Genomic DNA, 21897 nt, shown 5'->3' on the forward strand with positions numbered 1-21897 from the left:
CGGGGGCGTGGGGCCTATAACGCGCCACCGTCGCCGGTGTGCACAGGTTGCCTTTGGATTCCCCGTCAAGTCGTGAAGTTCCCGCCTTTCTGTAGGGACAAGAGTGAGTGAAGAGGAGCGAGAAACGAGAGAGAGCCTGGCTCTTCTCTGTTTTCTCACTTCTCTCCACTTACTCCTCGGCTTTTCAGCCCGTGGTCTCGATACGTTCCACCCGGCGCAGGCCCTGCGGCAGCAGGCCGCCGCGGGTGGCGCGGTTGCCGCCGTATTCGACCAGGTTCGACCATTTCAGCGTGAGCTTGCGCTGGCCGGCGTAGAGCGTCACTTCGCCCTTGCCCTCGGCCACCACGGCGACGCCAACCACTTTCACGCCCGATGCGAGCTTGGCCTTGGGCACGTCGATCAGCTTGTTGCCCTTGCCCTTGTCGAGCTCGGGCAGTTCGGCCACGGAGAACATCAGCAGATGGCCTTCCGTGGTAACCACCACGATGCGGTCGCGAGCCGGATCAGCACTGACCTGCGGGGCCAGCACCTTCGCGCCATCGCCCAGCGTGATGATCTGCTTGCCGGCCTTGTTGCGGCCTGTGAGCGCCTCGAAGCGGGTCACGAAGCCGTAGCCGTGGTCCGTCGCGAGAATCAGGCGCATGTCGTTGTCGCCGGCCGTAAGCGCGTCGAAGCTGGCACCCGACGGAGGACTGAAGCGGCCGGTGAGCGGATCGCCGTTACCACGTGCCGAGGGCAGGGTGTGTGCCGGCGTGGAGTAGCTGCGGCCGGTGGAGTCGATCACCGCGATCTGCTGCGTGGTGCGTGCCTTCACGGTGGCCAACAGGCTGTCGCCTTCGCGATAGTTCAGGCCATCGGCGTCGATATCGTGGCCCTTGGCCGCACGAATCCAGCCCTTCTGGCTCAGCACCACCGTGACCGGCTCGCTGGCGACCAGCGCGCTTTCGTCCAGTGCCTGTGCGGCGTCGCGCTGCACCAGCGGCGAGCGGCGGTCATCGCCGTACTTCGTCGCGTCGGCGCGCAGTTCTTCCTTGATCAGGCCCTTGAGTTTGGCAGGCGACTTCAGCAGCACATTGATGCGTGCGCGTTCCTCTTCCAACTGGTCGCGCTCGGCATTGATCTTCATTTCCTCAAGACGCGCCAGCTGGCGCAGCTTGGTCTCGAGGATGTAGTCGGTCTGCTCGTCGCTGAGGCCGAAGCGGGCCATCAGCACGGGCTTGGGTTCGTCCTCCGTGCGGACGATGCGGATCACTTCGTCCAGGTTGAGGTAGGCGATGCGCAAGCCTTCCAACAGGTGCAGGCGGCGCTCCACCTTCGCCAGGCGATGGCTGAGACGGCGCGTCACCGTGTCGGTGCGGAACTGCAGCCACTCGGTGAGGATGCGCTTGAGATCCTTCACCTGCGGGCGGCCATCCAGGCCGATCATGTTGAGGTTGATGCGGAAGCTCTTTTCGAGGTCCGTCGTGGCAAACAGGTGCTGCATCACCTCGGCCGCATCGATGCGGTTGGAGCGCGGCACCACCACGAGGCGGATCGGGTTCTCGTGGTCGGATTCGTCGCGCAGGTCTTCCACCATCGGCAGCTTCTTCGCGCGCATCTGCGCGGCGATCTGCTCGAGGATCTTGGACGGGCTCACCTGATGCGGCAGCGCGGTGATGACGATATTGCCCTCGTCCATGTGGTACACGGCGCGGGCGCGCACCGAGCCGGTGCCGTTCTGGTACATCGCCAGCAGCTCGTTGCGCGGCGTGATGATTTCCGCTTCGGTCGGGTAGTCCGGGCCCTGAATGTGTTCGGACAGGTCGGCGATGGTGGCATCCGGATCATCCAGCAAGCGGATGCACGCGCTCACCACTTCGCGCAGGTTGTGCGGCGGGATGTCGGTGGCCATGCCCACGGCGATGCCCATGGAGCCATTGAGCAGCACATGCGGCACGCGCGCTGGCAGCCAGCTGGGTTCTTCCAGCGTGCCGTCGAAGTTGGGTACCCAGTCCACGGTGCCCTGACCGAGTTCGCCCAGCAGGGCTTCCGCGATGGGGCTCAGGCGCGACTCGGTGTAGCGCATCGCGGCGAAGCTCTTGGGGTCGTCCGGCGAACCGAAGTTGCCCTGGCCATCGACCAGCGGGTAGCGGTACGAGAATGGCTGGGCCATCAGCACCATCGCCTCGTAGCACGAGGTGTCGCCGTGCGGATGGAACTTACCGATGACGTCGCCGATGGTGCGCGCGGACTTCTTTGGCTTGGCCGAGGCGGCCAGTCCCAGTTCGCTCATGGCGTAGACGATGCGACGCTGCACCGGCTTCAGGCCATCGCCCACAAAGGGCAGGGCGCGATCCAGCACCACGTACATCGAGTAGTCGAGGTAAGCCCGCTCGGCGTATTCCTTGAGCGGGATCTGTTCGAAATTGGCTTGCAAATTCATGGAGTTGCGTCGTTGGCGTGCGCGCAGGCGGCGCGCTTAACCGGGGGATGGTGCCAGAAAGGGGGGCTGGCGGGCGAGAGGAGCGTTCAGCGGCGGCCGGCGCCAAAGAACATCAGGTAGACCAGCCGCCCGTTCTCCAGGCTGTCGCCGAAACCCGTGCCGGCGGTGTGCCACAGCCAGGGGCGCAGCAGCACCAGGCGGTTGAAGCGCATGGGCACGCTCATGGTGAGCTCCCACTTGCTGTCGTCGTTGGTGTCCTTCTCGATGATGTCGCGATGCATGTCATCGATGGAGCTGTAGCCCATGGCTGCGAGTTCATCGTGATTGAGCGGCCGACGGTCGGTGCCGGTAGGGATGTGCCGATAGAAGTCGGTGCCGCCTCGGCAGTCCTCCGGCCGGCTGAGATAGAGCACGCCGGACCAGTGCGACGGATCGGTGTGCACCTTGGCCTTGCCCTTGTCGGCTCCGAGGGTCATGCGGCATTTGCCGTGAGACTGCGGGGGTGACATCAGCGCCAGCGGTTCGCCGACGATGTGCGACACGTGCTCGGCGAGGCCGTCGAGCGGCATTCGCTCCAGCGAATTGCGGCCCGGAAACGAGCCTTCCTGTTCGGGGTAGGTGAGCTTTAACGCGGCAGCGCGAAAAGCGTGGGGATCTTCGAGAAAGTCGTCAACGACAATAATGGAAGTAGGCATGCGGCACGAGCGTATGGACTCGCCGGTGCTCACTCAAAGGCCAGAAGGCATGGTTGCTACTGGCGGGTGACGGTGACGCCCAGCTTGCGCAGCTGCTCCTGCAGGCTGTCGGGGCCGGCGAGGTGTCCCGCGCCCACAGCGACAAAGCTCACGCCGGGTTGCTGCATGCGCTCGGCGATGGTTTTTGCCCAGGCCTGATTGCGCTCCACGATCAGCCGCTGATAGAGCAGGGGGCTGTCCTTGCGCAGGTCTTCATCTTCGATCTTGGCAATGGCGGCGATGTCGCCGTTGCGCCAGGCATCAACCAGCTCTTGCAGCTTGGTGGTGCCTTCGGCCACTTCCTTGAAGGACTGGCGCAGTAGGTCAAGCTGCATGGATTCGGGCAGGTCGGCCAGCATGTGAATCTGCTTTTCCGACGTTTCCAGTCCGTCCACCGGCTTTCCTGCCTCCAGCATGCGGGCCTTGAGCCGCTTGTCGACGCCCTGGTTCGGATCCATGCCCGCCTGCATCAGCGGCGCCATGGTCAGCGTCAGTGCGGCCAGCCACGGCTTCATGGGCTGAAGCGCACTCATGCCGCCCGGGAGCTTGGCGGTTTCCGCCGCCTGGGCGAGACGGTGCTGGTCGCTGTCGTCGAGCTTGCTCGACAGGGTCTGGTTGAAATCGACGCCGTACTGCATCACCAGCCCCTGCATGGACGGGGCATCGTCATCGACGATCTCGATGCTCAGGCGCTGGCTTTCATTCAATGCCTTGTCGAGCGCGGGTGAGGTCCAGTTGGTGTCCGACGGCAGCAAATGCACGGTGCCGAACAAATAGACCGTGGCGTGCTCGTTCTTCGCGATCCACAGGCCGGGCTGTGCCACGGCAGCGGAGACGAGCAGCAGGCTCAGGGCGAGGGCGGCACCAAAACGTCGAAGCAACTTCACAAGGGATGTTTCCGGGCGAGGGAAAAAGGGCAGCGCAGATAGCGGCGGGCACGCACCGCAGTGTCCGTGGAGGCCCCTATCATGCAGAAATCAGGGGGCTTCGTCGAAAGTTTTTCGTTTCACGGTCTACCGAGGGACCCGGTAGCCGCCGGGCACGCCGTGGGGGCTCAGGGTGAGTTGCCACAGCTGATTGCGCCGGCTGCGGAACACCGCGGCCGAAACAGCCAGATAGAAATGCCACATGCGGCGGAAGCGGCTGTCGTAGAGCTCCGCCAACTGGGGCCAGGCCGTGTCGAAGTTGGCGCGCCACGCGGTGAGCGTACGGTCGTAGTCCGCACCGAAGTTGTGCCAGTCCTCCACCACGAACAGATTCTGCAGCGCCTCCGCCACCTGGCCCGCAGCGGGGATCATGGAGTTGGGGAAGATGTACTTCTCGATCCACGGATCCGGCCGGGCGGGCGTATTGTTGGTGCCGATGCTATGGAGCACAAACAGGCCATCGTCGCGCAGGCAGCGGCGTGCCACTTCGAAATAGGTGCGATAGTTGAGCGCGCCTACATGTTCGAACATGCCGATGGAGAAGATCGCATCGAACGGCTCGTTGAGTTCGCGATAATCCTGCAGGCGAATTTCTACCGGCAGGTTGGCGCATAGCTCGCGCGCGAACTCAGCCTGTTCCTGCGATACGGTGACGCCCACGCCGTGCACGCCGTAGTGCTCGGCAGCGTACTTCAACCCTTCGCCCCATCCGCAGCCGATATCGAGTACGCGTTGACCCGGCTGCAACTTCAGCTTGCGGCAAATAAGGTCGAGCTTGGCGACCTGAGCCTCATCGAGGTTGGTGGCTTGTGCCCAGTAGCCACACGAGTAGACCAATCGCTTGCCCAGCATCGCCCTGAACAGGTCATTGCCCAAATCGTAATGGGCCCTGCCGACCTCGAATGCCTGGTCGCCACGCTGCATGTTGATGAAGCGGGCTTTCAGATGCGCGAGCAGGGTGTCGAGCGTTTTCAGCTCGATGTCCAGGTGTGCATTGAGCAGGCGGGTGAACATGCCAGGGAGGTCATCGGCATCCCACCAGCCATCCATGTAGCTCTCGCCGAGCCCCAGCGACCCATGTGCGAAAACACGGGTATACAGGCGCTCATCATGTACGCGCAGATCCGTAGCGTCCGTGCCGTCGAGGCGAATGCCAGCGTGTTCAAGGAGACTGGCGGCGCGTGTCTTGAGAGGGTCCTGACTCATGCGTTCCTCGTGTGGCGTGACAAAGGGTTGGTGCGCAACCTCAAGGCATGTCCGGACGCATGGAAGTGCTTCAGGTAGTGTCGGCGGCCCTGCCCAGTACGCCGAAGTTTGTGGGAGCTATTGCATACACCGCGTCGACACCGGCAGCGCGTACCGTTTCAAGCAGCGTTTGCGCCTGCGCCTCGGTCAGCAGGAATTCGACCTTCACGGAAAGATCGTCTGCCAGTTCAAAGAACTGTTCTTCGCGCAGGACACCGTGCCGGCCGAACCCGCAGATGGCGCGAAACGCGGAGCCGCCGCCGATGCCTTGCTCCTTGGCGCGCTCGAGCAACCACTCGTAAACCAGTACGCCGTCATGACGCGCGCGCGTGTGGCAATAGAAGGCGAGCTGGATGCCTTGCCGCAGGGTTTCCATGTGACCTCCTAGTGGCGCCATACGGCACGCGTGAGCGCGATACCGGACACGGTCATGGCGATGGACCCCACCAGATGCAACGCCAGGTGACCGCCGAACCAAAGATACTGCTGCCGCAACAGCAGGGTGGTCGATTCGGCGGAGAAGGTGGAGAAGGTGGTGAGTCCGCCGAGAAAGCCGGTGGCGGCGAACAGGCGCAACTCGGGCGGCAGGGTCTGGAAGTGGTCGAACACGCCCAGCACGACGCCCATCAGCAGGCCACCCAGCAGGTTGGCCGCCAACGTACCCATCGGCACGGTAGGAAAGATCGGGTTGAACAGCACACCCAGGGTCCAGCGCAGCCAGCAGCCCAATGCGCCGCCAATGCCTACTGCTACAAATCCGGTAAAGCCCACGTCTCGTCTCCCAAGTCAGTAAGGTCGGGCCCTCAGACTTCCCGGAGCAGGCACGTGCCTGCGCCCCGGAAAGATCCGGCGGTGCAGGCATCATCAACCCGAAGGTGGTTTGCCCCGCAGCGCATGGCCGGGGCGGGAGGCATGCCATCTCCCGATGAAGCGGCATCGTAGCGGATGATCCGCCGAACGTCATGGCTCGGGAACGCGCGTTGCGCCGCTATACTCAGCGCTCCTCGCCCGCCGTGCCATGCCCATGACGCCCACTCCGCGCCCCGTCCGGCGCAGCCTGCCGTGGCTGCTGGCGGGACTGTCGATGATCGGCCCGTTCTCGATCGACGCCGTGTTCCCGGCGTTTCCGCTGATCGGCGAGCGCTTCGGCGTGGACAGCGCGGGGCTGCAGCAGATGATCAGCGTGTACCTGATCACCTATGCGGTGATGAGCCTGTTTCATGGCGCCATATCCGATTCGATAGGCCGCAAGCCGGTGATCGTGACTGGCATGGTGGTTTATGCAATGGCGTCGGCGGGCGCGGCGCTCTCCACGTCTTACACCATGCTGCTGACCTGTCGCGCGCTGCAGGGCATGTGCGCCGGCGCGGGTCTGGTGGTGGGCCGTGCGGTGGTGCGCGACAGCCTGGAAGGGGCTGCGGCACAGCAGCTGATGTCGCGAGTGATGATGATCTTCAGCGTGGCACCGGTGATCGCGCCCATCGTGGGTGCGCAACTGTTGTTCCTCAACGGCTGGCATGGCATCTTCTGGGTGCTGATGGGCTTCACCCTGATGCTGGCGGTGGCGCTGGTGCTGTATCTGGACGAAAGCCATCCGCCTGCCGCGCGCACACCGTTTCATCCCGGTACCCTGATTCGAGGCTACGTCAGCTTCGGGCAGGATCGGCCGTTCTGGCCGTTGCTGATTTCCTGCACGGTAAATTTCGCTGGATTGTTCCTGTACATCTCGTCAGCGCCGCATATCGTCCGCGATTTGCTGCATCTCTCCGCGCAGGGCTTTCCGTGGCTGTTCCTGCCCGTGGTGGCAGGCCTGGTATGCGGTGCGTGGATGTCGGGCCGGTTGGCCAGCCGTCGCAGCGTGGCGTTTACGGTGAACCTGGGTTACGCGTCGTTGCTTTTGGCGTGTGCGTTGCACCTGTTGATGGCATTGATCACCCGCGAGCCGGTGTTGCCCTGGTCGATGCTGCCGCTGGTGTTGCACGGTGTGGGTGTGCAGCTGGCGTTCCCCACGCTGACGCTGTTGTTGCTCGATCGCTTTCCTCATCGCCGGGGTGGCGCATCGTCGGTACAGGCCTTCTGCAGCCTGCTGCTATGCGCCATCGTGGCGGGCGTGCTGTCGCCGCTGCTGTCCGGCCACATGCTTTATCTGGCGCTGGGCGCGAGCGTACTTACGGTGATCGGCTGGTTCTCGTGGCGCTGGTATCAAAAGCTGACCCGGTGTCCGCCTGTAGCGCAGACGCCGTCGTCTGTTGTGGAAACAGAGTGGGAAACGGAAATCACCGAGCCGAGGTGAGATGCCGTTGCATCGACGACCTCGTTCGTCATTCCGGCCTTCGCCGGAATGACTTTAGTGAGCGGTTTCGGCCGTCAGCTCAATGCTCATTGACCTGCAGCTTCTCCAGCAGCAGATTCAATTTCCCTTTCATGGCGTCTTGCGGTTTCGGCCCATCCACACCGTAGAACGCGGTGTAGAGCACCGAAGGCTTGGCTACGCTGGAAACAGGCGTGCCGCCCACCGTACCGATATAGGTCATGTCGTTGTCGCTATACGGCACGCCATCGTCCGGGTGACTGCGGCGAACGATCTTGTCCCAGTAATTGCGGAAGCTGTCGTCCAGATCGTCCGATGGTGCGATGTGCCGGTTGAAGCTGATGTTCTCGGCATTGTCGATGTTGGATTTGACCATCACCTTGGAAACGTCCCACACCACCTTGCCGCGATCCTCGAAGTACGACATGCCCAGCACCAGCTGGCTGTCCTGATCGATCTTCTGCAGCGCGGGGGTGTAGGCGAAGCTGAGGCGTGGGGATTGGTAACGGAAATCGTTGCCGTAGTCGAAGCGAATCGCGATATCCGAGAGCACGGACGGCAGCAGGCTGGTCTGGGCGAGGAACTCCTTCCACTGTGCCAGCGTGCCGCTGTAGGACACATACACGAAATCGGTGAGGGCCTTCAGGTCGGCCAGGTCTTCGTGTTCATTCTTTGCCGGCGCGACACGGATCATGGCTGCGTAGCCATCCGGCACCGGCAGCAGGAAAGCAATGATCATGGAATTGTCATAGGCCATCGGCCATTCGCGTACCTGCCAGCGCCGCTGATAGGCATCGGTGAACATGCTCTCCTTGGTAGGCTTGCCCAGCGAGGTCACCTTGATCTGCTCGGAGCCGACGCGGCGCTGCATGGGCGAGCCCTGCAGCAGCAGATCCATGAAGCGTTTCGGGTCGCTGTAAAGCTCTTTGCTCGACACGTCATCGGGCTTGCGCAGGTGAAACATCAACTGGCTGCCCACGACCGCCTTGGATATGTAGCCGTTGTGCGACAGCGTACCTTTGCCCTCTCCCGCACTTGCAATCACCCAGGTGCCGTTACTGCTGCGACGGAGCAGGGTGGGGAAGGGGTTGAGGCTGGAGTTGCTGTGCAGCAGCCGGCTGGAACCCGCGCCCTTGGGAAACAGGATGGCGGCGTTTTCTGTCAGCAAGGCGTGCAGCTGCCGGTCGACGTTGGCGTTGTAGTCCTTCTGGAACGCCGCGCTGAAGTCGGCAAAGCTCTTGGGCAGCGGAAATTGCGCCTTGAATGAGCCGGTGTTCTTGTTGTCGATGACATCCAGCTGGTAGGTAACGCGGGTGTCGGCCACGGCGAGATCGGCAGGTGCCTTGAGCACCAGGTCGATAGGCAGTGCGTAATTGAGGTTTTCGTCGGGCGACTTCATCAGCACGACGCCGATGATCTTGCCGTCCTTGTCCAGCAGCGGGCCGCCGCTATTGCCGGGCGAAGCGGCGGCGGAGAAGCGCATCCACTTCCAGCGGCCGTCTTCTTCTTCGGGTGTCTGCGAGGTGTACAGGCCATCGCGAATGACGATGCCGGTGCCCAGCGCGTTGCCTACCGCGTACACCACATCATTCATGACGGGCTGCGTGTTGACCTCCAGCGGCGTGACCTTGGGCGGATTCTTCAGAGTGAACTCGACGAAATCTTCCTGCAGCGAGAAGCGGGTGATCTTGTCGATGGCATAGACGTGACCACTGCTGTCGCGCACGGCGGGCTCGCCCATCAGGCTGTCGATGCCAATCGACAGCACGTGGCCGGCGGTGATGTACCGGTTCTCGCCCAGCGCGAAGGCAGTGCCGACGGAGTAGTACTTGTCGTTGCGTTGCTGGAAAGGCAACTGGTCGAACGGCAGTGGCTTCTCATAGGTGAGCGGGTCGTTCACCGGCTTGGGAATCACCACTTCGAACGTGGCCGCCTGCACCCGCGGCAGTACGGCTGGGTCGAGCGTGGCAGCGCTGATGGCGGGCGAAATCGCCAGGGCAAGCGCGGCCAGCCAGGCCCATCGGTGGTCCCGCCGCGGGACGTTCGAAACAAGCCCAAATCCGGCACGATTCATCTGCTGATCCATGTGCAGCCTCTGTCAGTGTCCTGAGCGCCCGGCGGCGCCATGCCCGGGCAAAAGCCCGTGTCCAGCATGAGTGTAGCGAAGGATGCGCATCCCGGAATGGGTGTTTGGAACAGATTCTGAAGCCGCTTTGGTGAGGCCGGCGCACGTTCATGCGGGGGCGCCCAAAACGGCGTGACTGGCTCTAAGCTGGCACGGTTCGCTGTGGAGTTGCGCATGTCTGTTCCAATGGCCGCCAGCACCTTGCACTTGCCGCCCGGGCCCTGGGCGACGGTGCTCGATGCGCTGTGCGCGCAGTTTCCGCGGATCGATCGTGTGCAGTGGATGAATCGTTTCGCTCGTGGCCGCGTGCTGGACGCCCAAGGGCATCCCTTGCCGGTGGATGCGCCGTACAAGATCGGTCTGTGCGTTCGTTACTTCCGCGAAGTGGAGGATGAAGAGCCGATCCCGTTCCGTGAGACGCTGCTGCACGTCGATGCGCATCTGGTGGTGGTCGACAAACCTCATTTTCTTCCGGTGACACCGGCGGGAAGTTTCGTGCAGGAGACCGCGCTGGCGCGGCTGGTGCGCGCGCTGGATAACCCGGACCTGGTGCCCTTGCATCGCATCGATCGCCACACCGCCGGGCTGGTGCTGTTTTCAGCCAATCCAGCCAGCCGCTCCGCGTATCAGGCGTTGTTTCGCGAGCGGCGCATCGAGAAGTTCTACCAGGCCTGGGCGCGCCCGCTGCCGGCGCTGACCTTCCCACATATGCGGCGCTCGCGCATCGTGGCGGGGGAGCCGTTTTTCCGCATGCACGAGGTGGCGGGCGAGGCCAACAGCGAAACGCGCATCGACGTGGTGGAGCGCGGCCCTCAGTACTGGCGCTACGCGCTGCAACCCGTCACCGGGCGCAAACACCAGCTGCGCGTCCATATGGCGGGCCTCGGGGCGCCGATCCTGCACGACCCGTTCTATCCGGCCTTGCCGGAACCGGCGCCCGACGACCATGCGCGACCGCTGCAGTTGCTGGCCAAAGGGTTGTTCTTCATCGATCCGCTCAGTGGCAAATCACGCGAGTTCGTCAGCGAATACGAACTTCTGCAGGTGGATTGAGGACGCCGCCTGGGCCGCCCCGCTAAAATACGGTGCCGCCTCCCTGGAATAAGCCTCGCGTGATGTCTGCCATGTTCTCCGCTGCTGCCGACGATGCAGCGCTGGAGGCCCTGTTCGTACCCTTTGACACCGGTGCGCTGGGCCTGCCAGTGGACGGCCGCGTGCTGGTGCTGCGAGCACGGGACGGGTTTCGTCTGCGCGAGATGGCGCGGCCGGGCTGGGTGTGCGAGCAAAGCTTCAAGCCATTCGCCGATGCGCTGGAGCGCAGTGGCCTGCGCGTGGCCGCGCATTCAGGCGATGAGCGCTTTTCCGTGGTGTTGGTATTGCCCCCGCGTCAGCGTGATGAAGCGCGCGCCTTGTTTGCGCAGGCCGTGGATCGCGCCGGGCCGCTGGGTATTGTGCTTGCGGCAGTGCCTAATGCAGAAGGCGCCAAGTCGGCCGAGAGCGATCTGGCGAAACTGGCCGGTCCCCTGCATCAGCTTTCCAAGCACAAATGCCGGGTGTTCTGGACCCAGCCGCTAGGTGACAACATCGATCGCACCCTGCTGGAAGCCTGGCTGGCGCTCGATACGCCGCGGCGAAATGCGGCCGGTTTCGTGAGCCGCCCCGGGCTGTTCGCGTGGGATCGGGTGGACACCGCTTCCGCGCTGCTGGCGTCGCATTTGCCTGCGGATCTGGTGGGGCGCGTGGCAGATCTGGGTGCGGGTTACGGCTATCTGTCCGCCCAGGTCATCGCTCGCTGTCCCAAAGTGACGTCGGTCGATCTGTATGAAGCTGAAGCACGCGCGCTGGAGCCAGCGCGGCTCAATCTTGAACAAGCGCAGCGCGAAAGCGGCCGAGCCGTGACGTTCGGGCTGCACTGGCACGACGTCACGCAGGGCCTCGCGCAGCGTTACGACGTGGTGATCAGCAATCCGCCTTTCCATCAGGGGCGGGCGGATCTGCCCGATCTCGGCCGCGCCTTTATCGACACGGCGGCCAACGCGCTGTCCTCGCATGGCCGCCTGTGGCTGGTTGCCAATCGCCATCTTCCCTATGAGGCCACCCTGGCCGCCCGTTTCCATGAGGTACGCACTGTGACGACGCAAGACAGTTTCAAAGTTATCGAAGCGCGAGGGGCGCGCCCATGAAACTGGTCAAGCTGATCGCCAACCTTGGTTATGGCAGCCGCAAGGACGTCGCGCTCATGTTCCGCGAAGGGCGCATCACCGATCCGGATGGCGAGGTGTTGTACGCGGACGACAAGGTGCCCCACGAGCACATTCGCGTCGATGACGAACCGCTCGATCCGCCCGCCGGCCTGTTGCTGGTGATGAACAAACCGCTGGGTGCGACCTGTTCGCGCAAGGATCAGGGGCGCGTGGTGTACGACCTGCTGCCACCACGCTACCGGGTGCGTGACCCGGCACTGTCCACCGTGGGACGGCTGGATCGCGATACCTCAGGCCTGCTGCTGTTTACCGACGATGGCGCGCTGCTGCACCGGATCATCTCGCCGAAAGCGCAGGTGGCCAAGGTCTACGAGGCCACGTTGGCGCACGACCTGCGCGGCGACGAGGCTGCGCTGTTCGCCAGTGGCACGATGATGCTGGAATCGGAAACCGATCCTCTGGAACCCGCCGTTCTGCAGGTACTGGCGCCCCGCCGCGCGCGCCTGACGCTTACGGAAGGGCGCTATCACCAAGTTCGGCGCATGTTTGCAGCCGTAGGCAACCACGTGGAAACCCTGACGCGGGTTGCCGTGGGCGGTCTCACGCTGGGTGATCTGGCGCCGGGCGAGTGGCGCGCTCTCAGCGCTCACGAGATTTCGCGAGTCTTTGACGCGCCCGCGGTCGATTAAACGCGCGGGTTACGCGACGCTGCTGCCGCCGAAGCGCTCGCGGCGGCGCGCGAGCTCATCTTCCCTTCGCGAGTGGGCTCCGGGCTGCCAGGAAACCAGCTGAAAATCCTGGCGACCTTGGTTGTTGTTCTTGCGGGCTTCCTGCATGCCCTTATGAGCGAGCATCCCTGCTACCAGCTGCATTCCGCGTTCGAGCGCGGAACGTGCGAGAAGCATGTGCATATCTTGGCTCCCGGCTACCCCTGCGTAGCCGTTCAGCTGCCATCTAAGCAGGTTCACGAGATGTACACAATTACCAAAAGTAACTGATCTTCATCGCAGATACCTTGTGGCCTCCGTCACACAATGACGAAGCTGAACGCCTGACGGGCGGCGCTGCTGAAAAAACTTGCGCTGCCAATGGCGCACGATAGAAACCTCACCATCCTTCTCCAGTAGTCTCACGGCCCATGCGATCTCTGCGTTTCGACAATGCGTTTGTCCGCGACCTCCCTGGCGATCCCGAGCAGGGCTCCAGGCAGCGCCAGGTGGCTGGTGCGTTGTATTCGGCGGTGGAGCCGACGCCGGTAGCGGCGCCGCAGGTCGTCGCCTGGTCACAGGAGATGGCCGACGCTCTGGGACTCAGTGAAGGGGATATCCGCAGCCCGGAGTTCGCGCAGGTATTCGGCGGCAACGCGCTGCTCGAAGGCATGCAGCCCTATGCCGCCAACTACGGCGGTCATCAGTTCGGCGTGTGGGCCGATCAGCTGGGGGACGGGCGTGCCATCTCACTGGGTGAGGTTATTGATCGCGCGGGCGGACGTTGGGAGTTGCAGCTCAAGGGCGCTGGCCGCACGCCTTATTCGCGTGGCGCAGATGGCCGCGCGGTGCTGCGTTCGTCCGTTCGCGAATTCCTGTGTAGCGAAGCGATGCATCACCTGGGCGTACCCACCACACGCGCCCTGAGTCTGGTCACCACGGGCGACGTGGTGGTGCGCGATATGTTCTACGACGGCCATCCTCAGCAAGAGCCCGGTGCCATTGTGTGCCGCGTGGCGCCGTCGTTCATTCGCTTCGGTAATTTTGAATTGCCTGCCGCACGTGGCGATACCGCACTGTTGCGGCGGCTCGCCAACTTCACCATCGCGCGTGATTTTCCCGAGCTGAAAGGTGAGGGCGAGCCGCTGTACGCCGAATGGTTTGCGCAGGTGTGTGAACGCACCGCCGTCATGGTGGCGCACTGGATGCGCGTGGGCTTCGTGCATGGCGTGATGAACACCGACAACATGTCCATCCTCGGGCTCACCATCGACTACGGCCCGTATGGCTGGATCGACAACTTTGATCCCGACTGGACCCCCAACACCACCGATGCCGGACGCCGGCGCTATCGCTTCGGCCAGCAACCGAATGTGGCGTGGTGGAACCTGAGCCGATTGGCCATGGCATTGGCTCCACTGTTCACCGGCACGGAGGCACTACAGGCCGGGCTGGATCGTTATGCGGCGGTCTATGCAGAAGCAGATCGCACCACCATCGCAGGCAAGCTGGGTCTTTCCGAATGCACGGACGACGACGTGACCTTGATGAGCACGCTGTACACGCTGCTTACCGATGCCGACGTCGATATGACGCTGTTCTTCCGAGCACTCAGTGACATCGATGTGCAGCAACCCGCGCTAACGCCGCTGCATGACGCGTTCTACGACGAAGCGAAGCGGCAAGCCTTTGAGCCAGCCTTCCAGTCGTGGTTAGCGAGCTACGCATCGCGCGTATCAAGCGATGCGCTGTCAGCCGAACAGCGACGTGCGCGCATGCACGCCGCCAATCCGCGCTACGTATTGCGCAACTATCTCGCTCAGGAAGCCATCGATCGCGCGACGCAGGGTGACTATGCCGGTATTCACGAACTGCTCGAGGTGATGCGCCGCCCTTATGACGATCAGCCAGGCCGCGAACGCTATGCGCAGAAGCGGCCCGAATGGGCAGTTCACAAGGCGGGTTGCTCGATGCTCTCGTGCAGTTCGTAGCGCGCGTTACTGCAATGCGTTGGCCAGGAACTGCCGCAACTGAAGCGCATTGAGCGCGCCCGCCTGACGTGCGATCTCGCGTCCGTGGCGCAGCACCAGCAAGGTAGGAATGCTGCGTATGCCAAAGCGCTGCGCCAACGCAGGCTGTACTTCGGTATCGACCTTGGCAAGGCGCATTTGCGGCTCCAGGCGCGCGGCGGCTTCGGTGAAGACGGGAGCGAACTGGCGGCACGGGCCGCACCACGGCGCCCAGAAATCCACGACGACCGGCAGATCGCCGCGACCCGCCATGGCATCGAAGGTGGCCGTGGTGAGTTCCACCGGTTTTCCCTCGAACAGCGGCTGCTTGCAACGCCCGCAGACGGGGTGCTCGCTGAGGCGTTCGGACGGCACGCGGTTCAGTGCGCTGCAATGAGGGCAGGGGATTTCCAGCGGGGTGGACATAGCAGGCCTCGGTGAAGAAGACTCGATGCCGCGTCAGATGGTGTTGGCGACGACCTGAAACAAGGGTGGAGCAGGCTTGGCATGAGCAAGCAGCATGAAACGGCCGGAACGAGCGCCCTGCGCGTTCTCGTGGTGCTGCTCGGCATGGGTTGGACGCTGCCCAACAGCGCACTGGGCGCGCTTGCTGGGCTGGCCTGCATGCCGTGGGGCGCACGGCCGGAATGGCGGCGGCGCGAATGCGCCCTGGCATTCCGGTGCATGCCGGCGCCGGGCGCGGGCGGGGCGCTCACGCTGGGCAATGTCATTCTCTACACCGGCAACGATCTGGATACGCCGTGCCTCACCTACGCGCACCGTGCAGGTCACGGCCACCAGCCACACATCTCGCTGGCCGATCACGAGCGGGCGCACGTTTACCAGTACATGGTGCTGGGGCCGTTGTTTCTGCCGCTCTACGCGCTGTGCGGCGGTATCAGCGTGCGCAACCGGTTCGAACGCGCGGCGGATCGCTACGCGCAACACCACCGCGGATGGTGGCCGTGGTGATAGCCGATCTCAGAGCGGATAGCGCACGCTGAGACTCAGGCTGTTGCACCAGTAACCCGAGCCACCGCCGTTGGCCGATGCCGTGGAACTACGACCGAGCTGCAGCTCCAGGCGGCCATTGCCGGGCAGCCGGCCATTGAGCGACACGCCGACGGTGTAGACACCCGCGCCGGCACCATCGGTGACCTGTCGGCCGGCCGATACCACGCCACGCACTTTCCAGTCCTGGTTGAAGCTGTACACGCCGACCAACCCGATCTGCGCCGTGCGGTAATGGGCGGGGTTGAAGTAGACGCCGTGACTCGGCTGGCTGCTATGGAAGATGCGCCCTGAAAATTCCGCGCCGATCGCGCCGCCCGTGTCGGGAATGTCATACGGACTGAGCAGGACGCGCAGCGTGCCGCCATCGCGGTGATTGCCGTCGCTGAAATTCTGCCGGTAGTACGTGGGCACGATATACCAGCGCGACGCGGGACGAATGCTCGTTCCAACGCTGTAGACATCGTAGATCAGCCGATCGGCGATGGCCGTGTCAGTCGGCACCGGTGCACGCTCGGCGCCGGTGGAGACACTGAAGCTGTCACTGGGCTGCAGCGTCCAGTGGGCTGCACCCTGTACGTAGTTCCAGCTGCCGCTGCGGCCCGGGCCCACATTGAGGTCGATAGCGTTGTTGTTGCCGATGCGCCATTGACCCAGCAGCGATACGTCGTCGAGATGGCGCACGTCGATGCCGTCATCCACACGCGTGGTGCTGGTGGCGACGCCCCAGCGCTGTGTCCAGTTTTCGTGTACGTCGGGCGCAAAGCGATAGGACGCGCCGAGATGCCAGGTATCCAGCCCGTCGCTATCGTGGCTGTAGCCGAAATCGCCCTGGATCTGTGGTGCCATGGCAAGGCGCACATCGTCACTCAGCAGCTTGTACTGCCGCGGCAGGTAGCCCTGTCCGTCAGGAGCGGTGGTGGCGTCGAGATAGCTGACACTGCGATCCTGCCAGCCCAGCGACTGCGATGCGCGCATCAATTCCAGCGTCGGGCGGGCCTGTCCCTTGGCATACGGCGCCACCAGCGCGTAAGCCGCGCGTGGGTAATCCTGTGCATTGAGCGCCTGCGCGAGGCCGGTATCGGCGGCCTCCCGTGATGAAGCGTCTGCCGCCAGTTCGCGTGCGGTACGAAACGCCCGTTCTGCTGCTGGGTAATCGCCCAGCCACAACGAGGACTGTCCCAGTCCCATCGCCGCAGCATAACGGTCATCGCGCGATCCATCCGGTTGCGCCAACGCTGCCTCGAACCGCGTGCGTGCCTGTGCAGGATGGCTCTCCAGCAGAGCGGCGCGACCGGCCTGAATATCCTGCGCCATCGATGCACTCTGCGCGTGCACGGCGGGCAACAGGAACAGGGCAAGCCATGGCAGTCGCGCTTTCATTTCGTTCCCCAACGCTTACGCAGCCGCAACAGCTCGGCCATGTAGCCCATCACGCAACCCGGCTGCAGCACCACGCCGTAAAACAGTGTGTAGACGAGCAGGCCGACCGGGTTGCTGCGCACGGTGAGGTCCTGCGCACGAAACATGCGCGACTGAATCAGGTACATCAGGTAATTGACCAGGCACGCCATCGGCAACACCAACAGCGTCATCGGGCCGGCGAGCCAATAAATACCGAAGCAGGCAAGCAGAAGGCCCGGAATGAACACCAGCGTGTAAACCAGATCCATGTACGGGAACAGCAGATTCCACCAGATGAACAGCGTGCTCATGCGGCGATGGAACAGCAGGCTGCCATGCGCCTTGAACGCTTCGATAAGGCCGCGCGACCAGCGCTGGCGCTGGCGGATGAACTGGCCGAACGAGGTGGGTGCATTGGTGAACGTAATGGCGTCTTCGCAGTAGCCCACGCGATGACCGTCGCGCAGGATGGCCCAGGTCAGCACGATGTCTTCGCCCACGCATTCCGGCCAGCCGCCGACCACGCGCAGAATGTCCGTGCGATACAGCGAGAACGCACCTTGCGCCACCAGCGTGCCCTGAAACAGGCTTTGCAGCCGCTTCACTGCCGCGATGCCGTGGAAGTAATCCCACTCCTGCATGCGCGTCACCAGGTTGTGCCGCGAATTGCGCACCAACACAGCGCCGGCCACGGCGGCCGTCGTCGGTGGGTCGCTGAGATAACGCTCGACCAGGCGGCGCAAGGCGTGACGGTAGAGGTAGGAGTCCGCGTCCAGCGTGATGGTGAGCGGATGCGTCGCCAATCGCAGTCCGTTGTTCAAGGCTTTTGCCTTGCCACCGTTGCACTTCAGGTCGATCACCTGCAGCCATGGAAACGACACGCTGCGCAGCTTGTCCATGGTGCCGTCGGTGGAACCGTCGTTGATCACCATCACTTCCAGCGGACCCGGATAGTCCTGCTTCGCAATACTGGCGATGGTGGCGAGGATGGAATCCTCCTCGTTATAGGCAGCCACCAGCACGGTGATGCCCGGGTAAGCACTGTCGGCGAACTGCGTGCGCGGCGGCCTGCGGTCAAGCAACAGACCCACGACCAGAAATGCGTTCATGAAGCCCGGCAGGATGGCGATACCAAAGATCATCACGTGCGCGAGCGTCATTCCCACCAGACCGCTCAGTTCGTGGATCCAGCGCTGCGCAAGGAAGTAGGAGTACACCGCCCAACCAAGCGAGAGCGTCACGGCCAGCGCAAACTTGAAGCGCACGGAGAGGTAGTACCAACGACGCAGCTGACTGTCGTTGGCCGCTGCCTGCGGCAGACACAACGCACCTGCCGAGGGTGACTGCTTGGACCAATCTTGCGCGTTGACGCTCATGTGGGTTTTCCTTCGCAGGAGCCGGCTTGGCGTGGGCACACATCAGCCCATCCCATCGATAAGGCTCGATGGGTGGGGCGTGTCCGCACGGATGCCGGCTAGCCCTGAATGACCTTGGTGGTTTGTGGTAACTCTCCCGTCCCTGATGACAGATGCGGCAAGAGTCATGCCAGCACACGCGCTGGTGGTGCCATGGGCAAAACAGGGGCGGAATACCGAAAAAACGCTCAGATGGCGCGTGGTGCCCGCGCCCGGTGCGACGCTGCAAGGCACAAACTGACCGGAGATGACCTCACGCAGCGAAGCATCGCGGCGTCACCTCATGCAGGGCATGCGCGGATTCAGTTGCCGCTTTGACTGGAGGTTTTGGGGCGTGGCGGCCGTTGCCCCTGACCCGGAGGACGGTTGCCACCCTGGCTCGGCGGCGGTGACGGGCGATGGCTTGGCGACGGTGGGCGATGGCCCGGCGCGGGCGGCCGATAACCGGGCGGTGGCGGGCGATGACCCGGACGCCATCCCGGCGGGCGGGGCGGCGGGCGCGGCGGATAGGGACGGCTATACCAGTAGTCGCGGTTCCGGTAGAACGGACGGTCGCGATAATAGTTGCCCCAATACACGCCAATGGAAAACGCGACGACGGGTATGCCGATGCGTGCGCCGTAATCGGTCACGTACACCGGCTGGTTCTGATACATGTACCGCACAAACGTGCCGGCGACCCAGCCACGCGCACCCATGGTGACGACATCGCACCAGGCCCAACCTGTTGTGCACCCCTGGATGTTGACGGCGGTGCCAGCCCGCAACTGCGCAATGGTCGGATAGGCGATGCCCGGTCCGGCATACAGGTCGACGTAGGAAGTGACCACGCCGTTGAACACCTGCGCATGGCTTGGTGCAGCAAGGCCCAACAACAGCAGCAGGGACCAGAAGAATCGCTTCATCGACGCTTCTCCCGAATAGTCATCGCGATCAGACTGCGGTGAGTGCGAAGAATCCGTCAACTTGGCGAGCCGCATTAACGCGCGCGGCAGGTTGCATTCAGGCAGGCACGCAGCGCCGCTGCCACAGGTAGATCGGCCATCCTGCCAGCAACAGCACGGCGCCCCACAACAATGGCTCGGCGCCGGCGCCCGCCAGCGCCCAGACGCTGAAGATCAGCGCTCCTGCGGCCACCATCCTGCGCCACGCGCTGGCGTGCGCACCGTCCAGGCGCCACCACGCCAGCGTGGTGATCAGGTACGGCAACAGCGTTGTCGCAGTGGACAACAGGATCATGAAGGTGAACAACGCCACGAGTGAGCGCGTGTAGTTCGCTGCGATCAAGGCGCTGGCCAGCACGCTGCTCACCAGCAGGCCCAGCCACGGCGTGCCACGCTTATCGGTGCGAGCGAATGCGCGTGGAAACAAGCCGTCTTCCGCGGCGGCCATGGTGGTCTGCGCCACCAGCAACACCCAGCCATTGAGGGTGCCGAAACAGGAAATGGCCGCCACCACCGCCATCCCCACGCCAGCGGCAGGGCCCCACGCGTACGCTGCGGCGGTCGCCATGGGGGCGGGTGACCCCTGCAAGGTCTCCGCGGGCAACATGCCGATGACCACGGTGCACGCCAGCATGGTTGCCACGCCCGCCATCAGCGTGCCGATCACGGTGGCACGCGGTACGGTGCGCAAGGGGTCGGCCACGACGCCAGTGGGCACCGTCGCCGTCTCCAGTCCCAGCAGGGCCCACAGTGCCAGCGTGGCGGTCGAGAGCGACACTTCAGCCAGCGGCTTGCCGCTGGGATTGAACGGCGCATGGACGCCGCCGTGCAGCGCGGTCAGCCCCAGCAGTCCAAACACCAGCAACGGCACCAGCTTGAGCAAGGTGGTGATGACGGCGACGCGGCCGGCCTCGCGCACGCCGGTGAGCGTGATGCCGGTGCACAACCACAACGCCCCCAGCGAGCACAGCGCACCGCGCAGTGGCGTGGCGGTGGCGGCGGGCCACAGTGCGCCCAGGCTGCCGGTGAAGGCGACGGCGATGGCCGCGTTCGCCGACCAGGTGCAAACCCAGTAGCTCCACGCCACCACGAAACCCATGCGGTCACCAAATGCGCGCCGCGCATAAGCGTAGGGGCCGCCGTGATTGGGGATGCTGCGCGACAACCACGCAAACACCAGCGCCAGCATCCATGCACCGCCCAGGCTGATGCCCCAGCCCAGCAGGCTGGCCGCGCCGAACGGTGCCATCGATGCAGGCAAGACAAAAATGCCTGAGCCGATCATGTTGCCGATCACCAGGGCGATCAGCGTCCACAGCCCGATCACCCGTGGCGGCATGCTCATGCGTCGGTGAGCGTGTCGCGGTAAGCGCGGCGCACCAGTTCGTGGAAATGGTGCACGGCGTTTTCGCGCAGCGGGTTCAGCCGTCCTGCTTCATAGGAGCCAGAGGCGAGTCCGCGCTGCACGTCCTCGCAGATGGTGATGTCCTCGTCCTGCACTTCGTCGCTGAAGTCGACATCGCGTGCGCGCCGCGTCTGCGCCTCGGCGCTGTCGTCGGGTGCGTAGTAGAAATCGAATTCCACGCGGCAGCGATCCACGCCCAGCGGCAGCACGCGATTGGTCTGCAAGCGTCCGGGCAGAATGTTGAGCATGGTGTTGGGGTGGATGAAGTAGTACAGCGCTTCACCGCTGCCATACAGGTCGCTGGCGCTTTCCAGCGGGCTGAACTGGAACGAATACCACTCGGCGGTCTCGGTGATGTAGCTGCGATAGTCGAGCAGGCTGTTCAGGCCAGGGTGGATGCAGGGTACGTGGTAACCCTCGAGGTAGTTGTCCACGTAAACCTTCCAGTTGCACGCTACGTCGTAACTGGAGCGGTGATGGAACACGTAGTGCTCCAGCGAGCGGTCGGGCCCGAGGCGTTCGTCGATCCCGGCCACGATTTCCTGGAACGGCGGTGCATCGCCAATCGCGACGAAGACAAGGCCCTGCCATACCTGCACGCGTACCTCGGGCAGACGGATATCCGATGGATGGAAGTCGGGTGTGCGACCCATTTCCGGGGCGCCGCGAAGGACACCATCCAGGCCATAGGTCCAGCCGTGATACCGGCAGCGCAACGCCTTGGCGCCCTTGCCGTCGCAACTGGCGATGGGTCCTGCGCGATGCCGGCAGACGTTGTGGAAGGAGCGGATGACCTGATCCTCTCCACGCACCACCAGCAAGGGCAGTCCAGCTATCTGAGTCACCACATGGTCGCCCGGATCGGGCAGCTGTGACTGATGGCAAACCAGCTGCCAGCTGCGCGCAAAGATCGCGCGGGCATCCAGCGCCGCCATGCGTGGGTCAGTATAGAAACGTGCGGGCAGGGTCAGTGCGTGATCGAGCGGTTGCGGGGCAAGAACAGGAGCATCGAGCAGATCACGCATGCGCAACTCG

20 protein-coding genes and 1 riboswitch are annotated in these 21897 nt (G+C 63.8%); of the genes, 6 read left to right on the forward strand and 14 right to left on the reverse strand.

All coding sequences use genetic code 11. The features are described from left to right. Nucleotides 1–184: 184 nt before the first annotated feature. The 6 genes from parC to crcB all read right to left on the reverse strand — a co-directional run bounded on the left by parC (nt 185) and on the right by crcB (nt 6098). Nucleotides 185–2422, reverse strand: a complete 2238-nt coding sequence (gene parC, locus OQE56_RS09525) for a DNA topoisomerase IV subunit A (protein ID WP_267223807.1) — start codon at nt 2420–2422, stop codon at nt 185–187. 86 nt (nt 2423–2508) lie between these two features. After that, nucleotides 2509–3117 (reverse strand): DUF6445 family protein, encoded by a 609-nt coding sequence (locus tag OQE56_RS09530; protein WP_267223810.1) that lies wholly within the window; start codon nt 3115–3117, stop codon nt 2509–2511. Between the two features lie 56 nt (nt 3118–3173). Further along, entirely contained in the window at nt 3174–4043 is an 870-nt protein-coding gene (locus tag OQE56_RS09535) for a TraB/GumN family protein (protein ID WP_267223812.1), read from the reverse strand. A 126-nt stretch (nt 4044–4169) separates the two neighbouring features. Continuing rightward, nucleotides 4170–5288: a cyclopropane fatty acyl phospholipid synthase gene (gene cfa / locus OQE56_RS09540; RefSeq protein ID WP_267223814.1), complete on the reverse strand. Its 1119-nt coding sequence runs from the start codon at nt 5286–5288 to the stop codon at nt 4170–4172. 70 nt (nt 5289–5358) lie between these two features. Continuing rightward, nucleotides 5359–5703, reverse strand: coding sequence for a DUF190 domain-containing protein (locus OQE56_RS09545; protein ID WP_267223816.1), 345 nt, complete (start codon nt 5701–5703; stop codon nt 5359–5361). Nucleotides 5704–5711: 8 nt separating this feature from the next. Then, complete coding sequence (gene crcB, locus OQE56_RS09550; protein WP_267223818.1) at nt 5712–6098, reverse strand: fluoride efflux transporter CrcB; 387 nt, start codon at nt 6096–6098, stop codon at nt 5712–5714. A gap of 77 nt (nt 6099–6175) precedes the next feature. Next, nucleotides 6176–6259: riboswitch (Fluoride riboswitch) on the reverse strand. 92 nt (nt 6260–6351) lie between these two features. Here crcB and OQE56_RS09555 point away from each other — a divergent pair. Continuing rightward, complete coding sequence (locus OQE56_RS09555) at nt 6352–7620, forward strand: multidrug effflux MFS transporter (RefSeq protein ID WP_267223820.1); 1269 nt, start codon at nt 6352–6354, stop codon at nt 7618–7620. A 79-nt stretch (nt 7621–7699) separates the two neighbouring features. Here OQE56_RS09555 and OQE56_RS09560 read toward each other — a convergent pair whose 3' ends face one another. Beyond that, the gene (locus OQE56_RS09560; protein WP_267223822.1) at nt 7700–9712 is read right to left on the reverse strand and encodes a S1 family peptidase; all 2013 of its coding nucleotides are present in this window, start codon (nt 9710–9712) and stop codon (nt 7700–7702) included. Nucleotides 9713–9937: 225 nt separating this feature from the next. Here OQE56_RS09560 and OQE56_RS09565 point away from each other — a divergent pair, with 225 nt between their 5' ends. The 3 genes from OQE56_RS09565 to OQE56_RS09575 all read left to right on the forward strand — a co-directional run bounded on the left by OQE56_RS09565 (nt 9938) and on the right by OQE56_RS09575 (nt 12656). Next, nucleotides 9938–10816, forward strand: coding sequence for a pseudouridine synthase (locus OQE56_RS09565; protein WP_267223824.1), 879 nt, complete (start codon nt 9938–9940; stop codon nt 10814–10816). A gap of 62 nt (nt 10817–10878) precedes the next feature. Then, nucleotides 10879–11946 carry a class I SAM-dependent methyltransferase gene (locus OQE56_RS09570; RefSeq protein ID WP_267223826.1) on the forward strand — a complete coding sequence of 356 codons (1068 nt, stop codon included), beginning with the start codon at nt 10879–10881 and terminating at the stop codon, nt 11944–11946. Next, entirely contained in the window at nt 11943–12656 is a 714-nt protein-coding gene (locus OQE56_RS09575; protein WP_267223829.1) for a pseudouridine synthase, read from the forward strand. The genes OQE56_RS09570 and OQE56_RS09575 overlap by 4 nt, the downstream gene beginning before the upstream one ends. Before the next feature lie 9 nt (nt 12657–12665). Here the strand turns inward: OQE56_RS09575 and OQE56_RS09580 are convergent, their stop codons facing one another. Next, complete coding sequence (locus OQE56_RS09580; protein ID WP_267223831.1) at nt 12666–12878, reverse strand: hypothetical protein; 213 nt, start codon at nt 12876–12878, stop codon at nt 12666–12668. Nucleotides 12879–13105: 227 nt separating this feature from the next. Here OQE56_RS09580 and OQE56_RS09585 point away from each other — a divergent pair, with 227 nt between their 5' ends. Beyond that, entirely contained in the window at nt 13106–14665 is a 1560-nt protein-coding gene (locus OQE56_RS09585; RefSeq protein WP_267223833.1) for a protein adenylyltransferase SelO, read from the forward strand. Nucleotides 14666–14671: 6 nt separating this feature from the next. Here the strand turns inward: OQE56_RS09585 and trxC are convergent, their stop codons facing one another. Beyond that, nucleotides 14672–15109, reverse strand: coding sequence for a thioredoxin TrxC (gene trxC, locus OQE56_RS09590; protein ID WP_267223834.1), 438 nt, complete (start codon nt 15107–15109; stop codon nt 14672–14674). A gap of 81 nt (nt 15110–15190) precedes the next feature. Here trxC and OQE56_RS09595 point away from each other — a divergent pair, with 81 nt between their 5' ends. After that, nucleotides 15191–15655, forward strand: a complete 465-nt coding sequence (locus tag OQE56_RS09595) for a hypothetical protein (RefSeq protein ID WP_267223836.1) — start codon at nt 15191–15193, stop codon at nt 15653–15655. A 9-nt stretch (nt 15656–15664) separates the two neighbouring features. Here the strand turns inward: OQE56_RS09595 and OQE56_RS09600 are convergent, their stop codons facing one another. The 5 genes from OQE56_RS09600 to OQE56_RS09620 all read right to left on the reverse strand — a co-directional run bounded on the left by OQE56_RS09600 (nt 15665) and on the right by OQE56_RS09620 (nt 21887). Next, nucleotides 15665–17077 (reverse strand): hypothetical protein, encoded by a 1413-nt coding sequence (locus OQE56_RS09600; RefSeq protein WP_267223838.1) that lies wholly within the window; start codon nt 17075–17077, stop codon nt 15665–15667. Then, on the reverse strand, nt 17074–18474 hold the full coding sequence (locus OQE56_RS09605; protein WP_267223840.1) for a glycosyltransferase family 2 protein: 1401 nt from the start codon (nt 18472–18474) through the stop codon (nt 17074–17076). The genes OQE56_RS09600 and OQE56_RS09605 overlap by 4 nt, the downstream gene beginning before the upstream one ends. Before the next feature lie 341 nt (nt 18475–18815). Next, nucleotides 18816–19418 (reverse strand): SH3 domain-containing protein, encoded by a 603-nt coding sequence (locus tag OQE56_RS09610; protein ID WP_267223841.1) that lies wholly within the window; start codon nt 19416–19418, stop codon nt 18816–18818. Nucleotides 19419–19515: 97 nt separating this feature from the next. Next, nucleotides 19516–20802 carry an amino acid permease gene (locus OQE56_RS09615; RefSeq protein WP_267223843.1) on the reverse strand — a complete coding sequence of 429 codons (1287 nt, stop codon included), beginning with the start codon at nt 20800–20802 and terminating at the stop codon, nt 19516–19518. Further along, nucleotides 20799–21887: an aromatic ring-hydroxylating oxygenase subunit alpha gene (locus OQE56_RS09620; RefSeq protein WP_267223845.1), complete on the reverse strand. Its 1089-nt coding sequence runs from the start codon at nt 21885–21887 to the stop codon at nt 20799–20801. Before OQE56_RS09620 ends, OQE56_RS09615 begins: the two co-directional genes overlap by 4 nt. Between the last annotated feature and the right edge of the window lie 10 nt (nt 21888–21897).

The sequence above is a fragment of the Dyella silvae genome (assembly GCF_026421305.1).
Lineage (GTDB): Bacteria > Pseudomonadota > Gammaproteobacteria > Xanthomonadales > Rhodanobacteraceae > Dyella > Dyella silvae.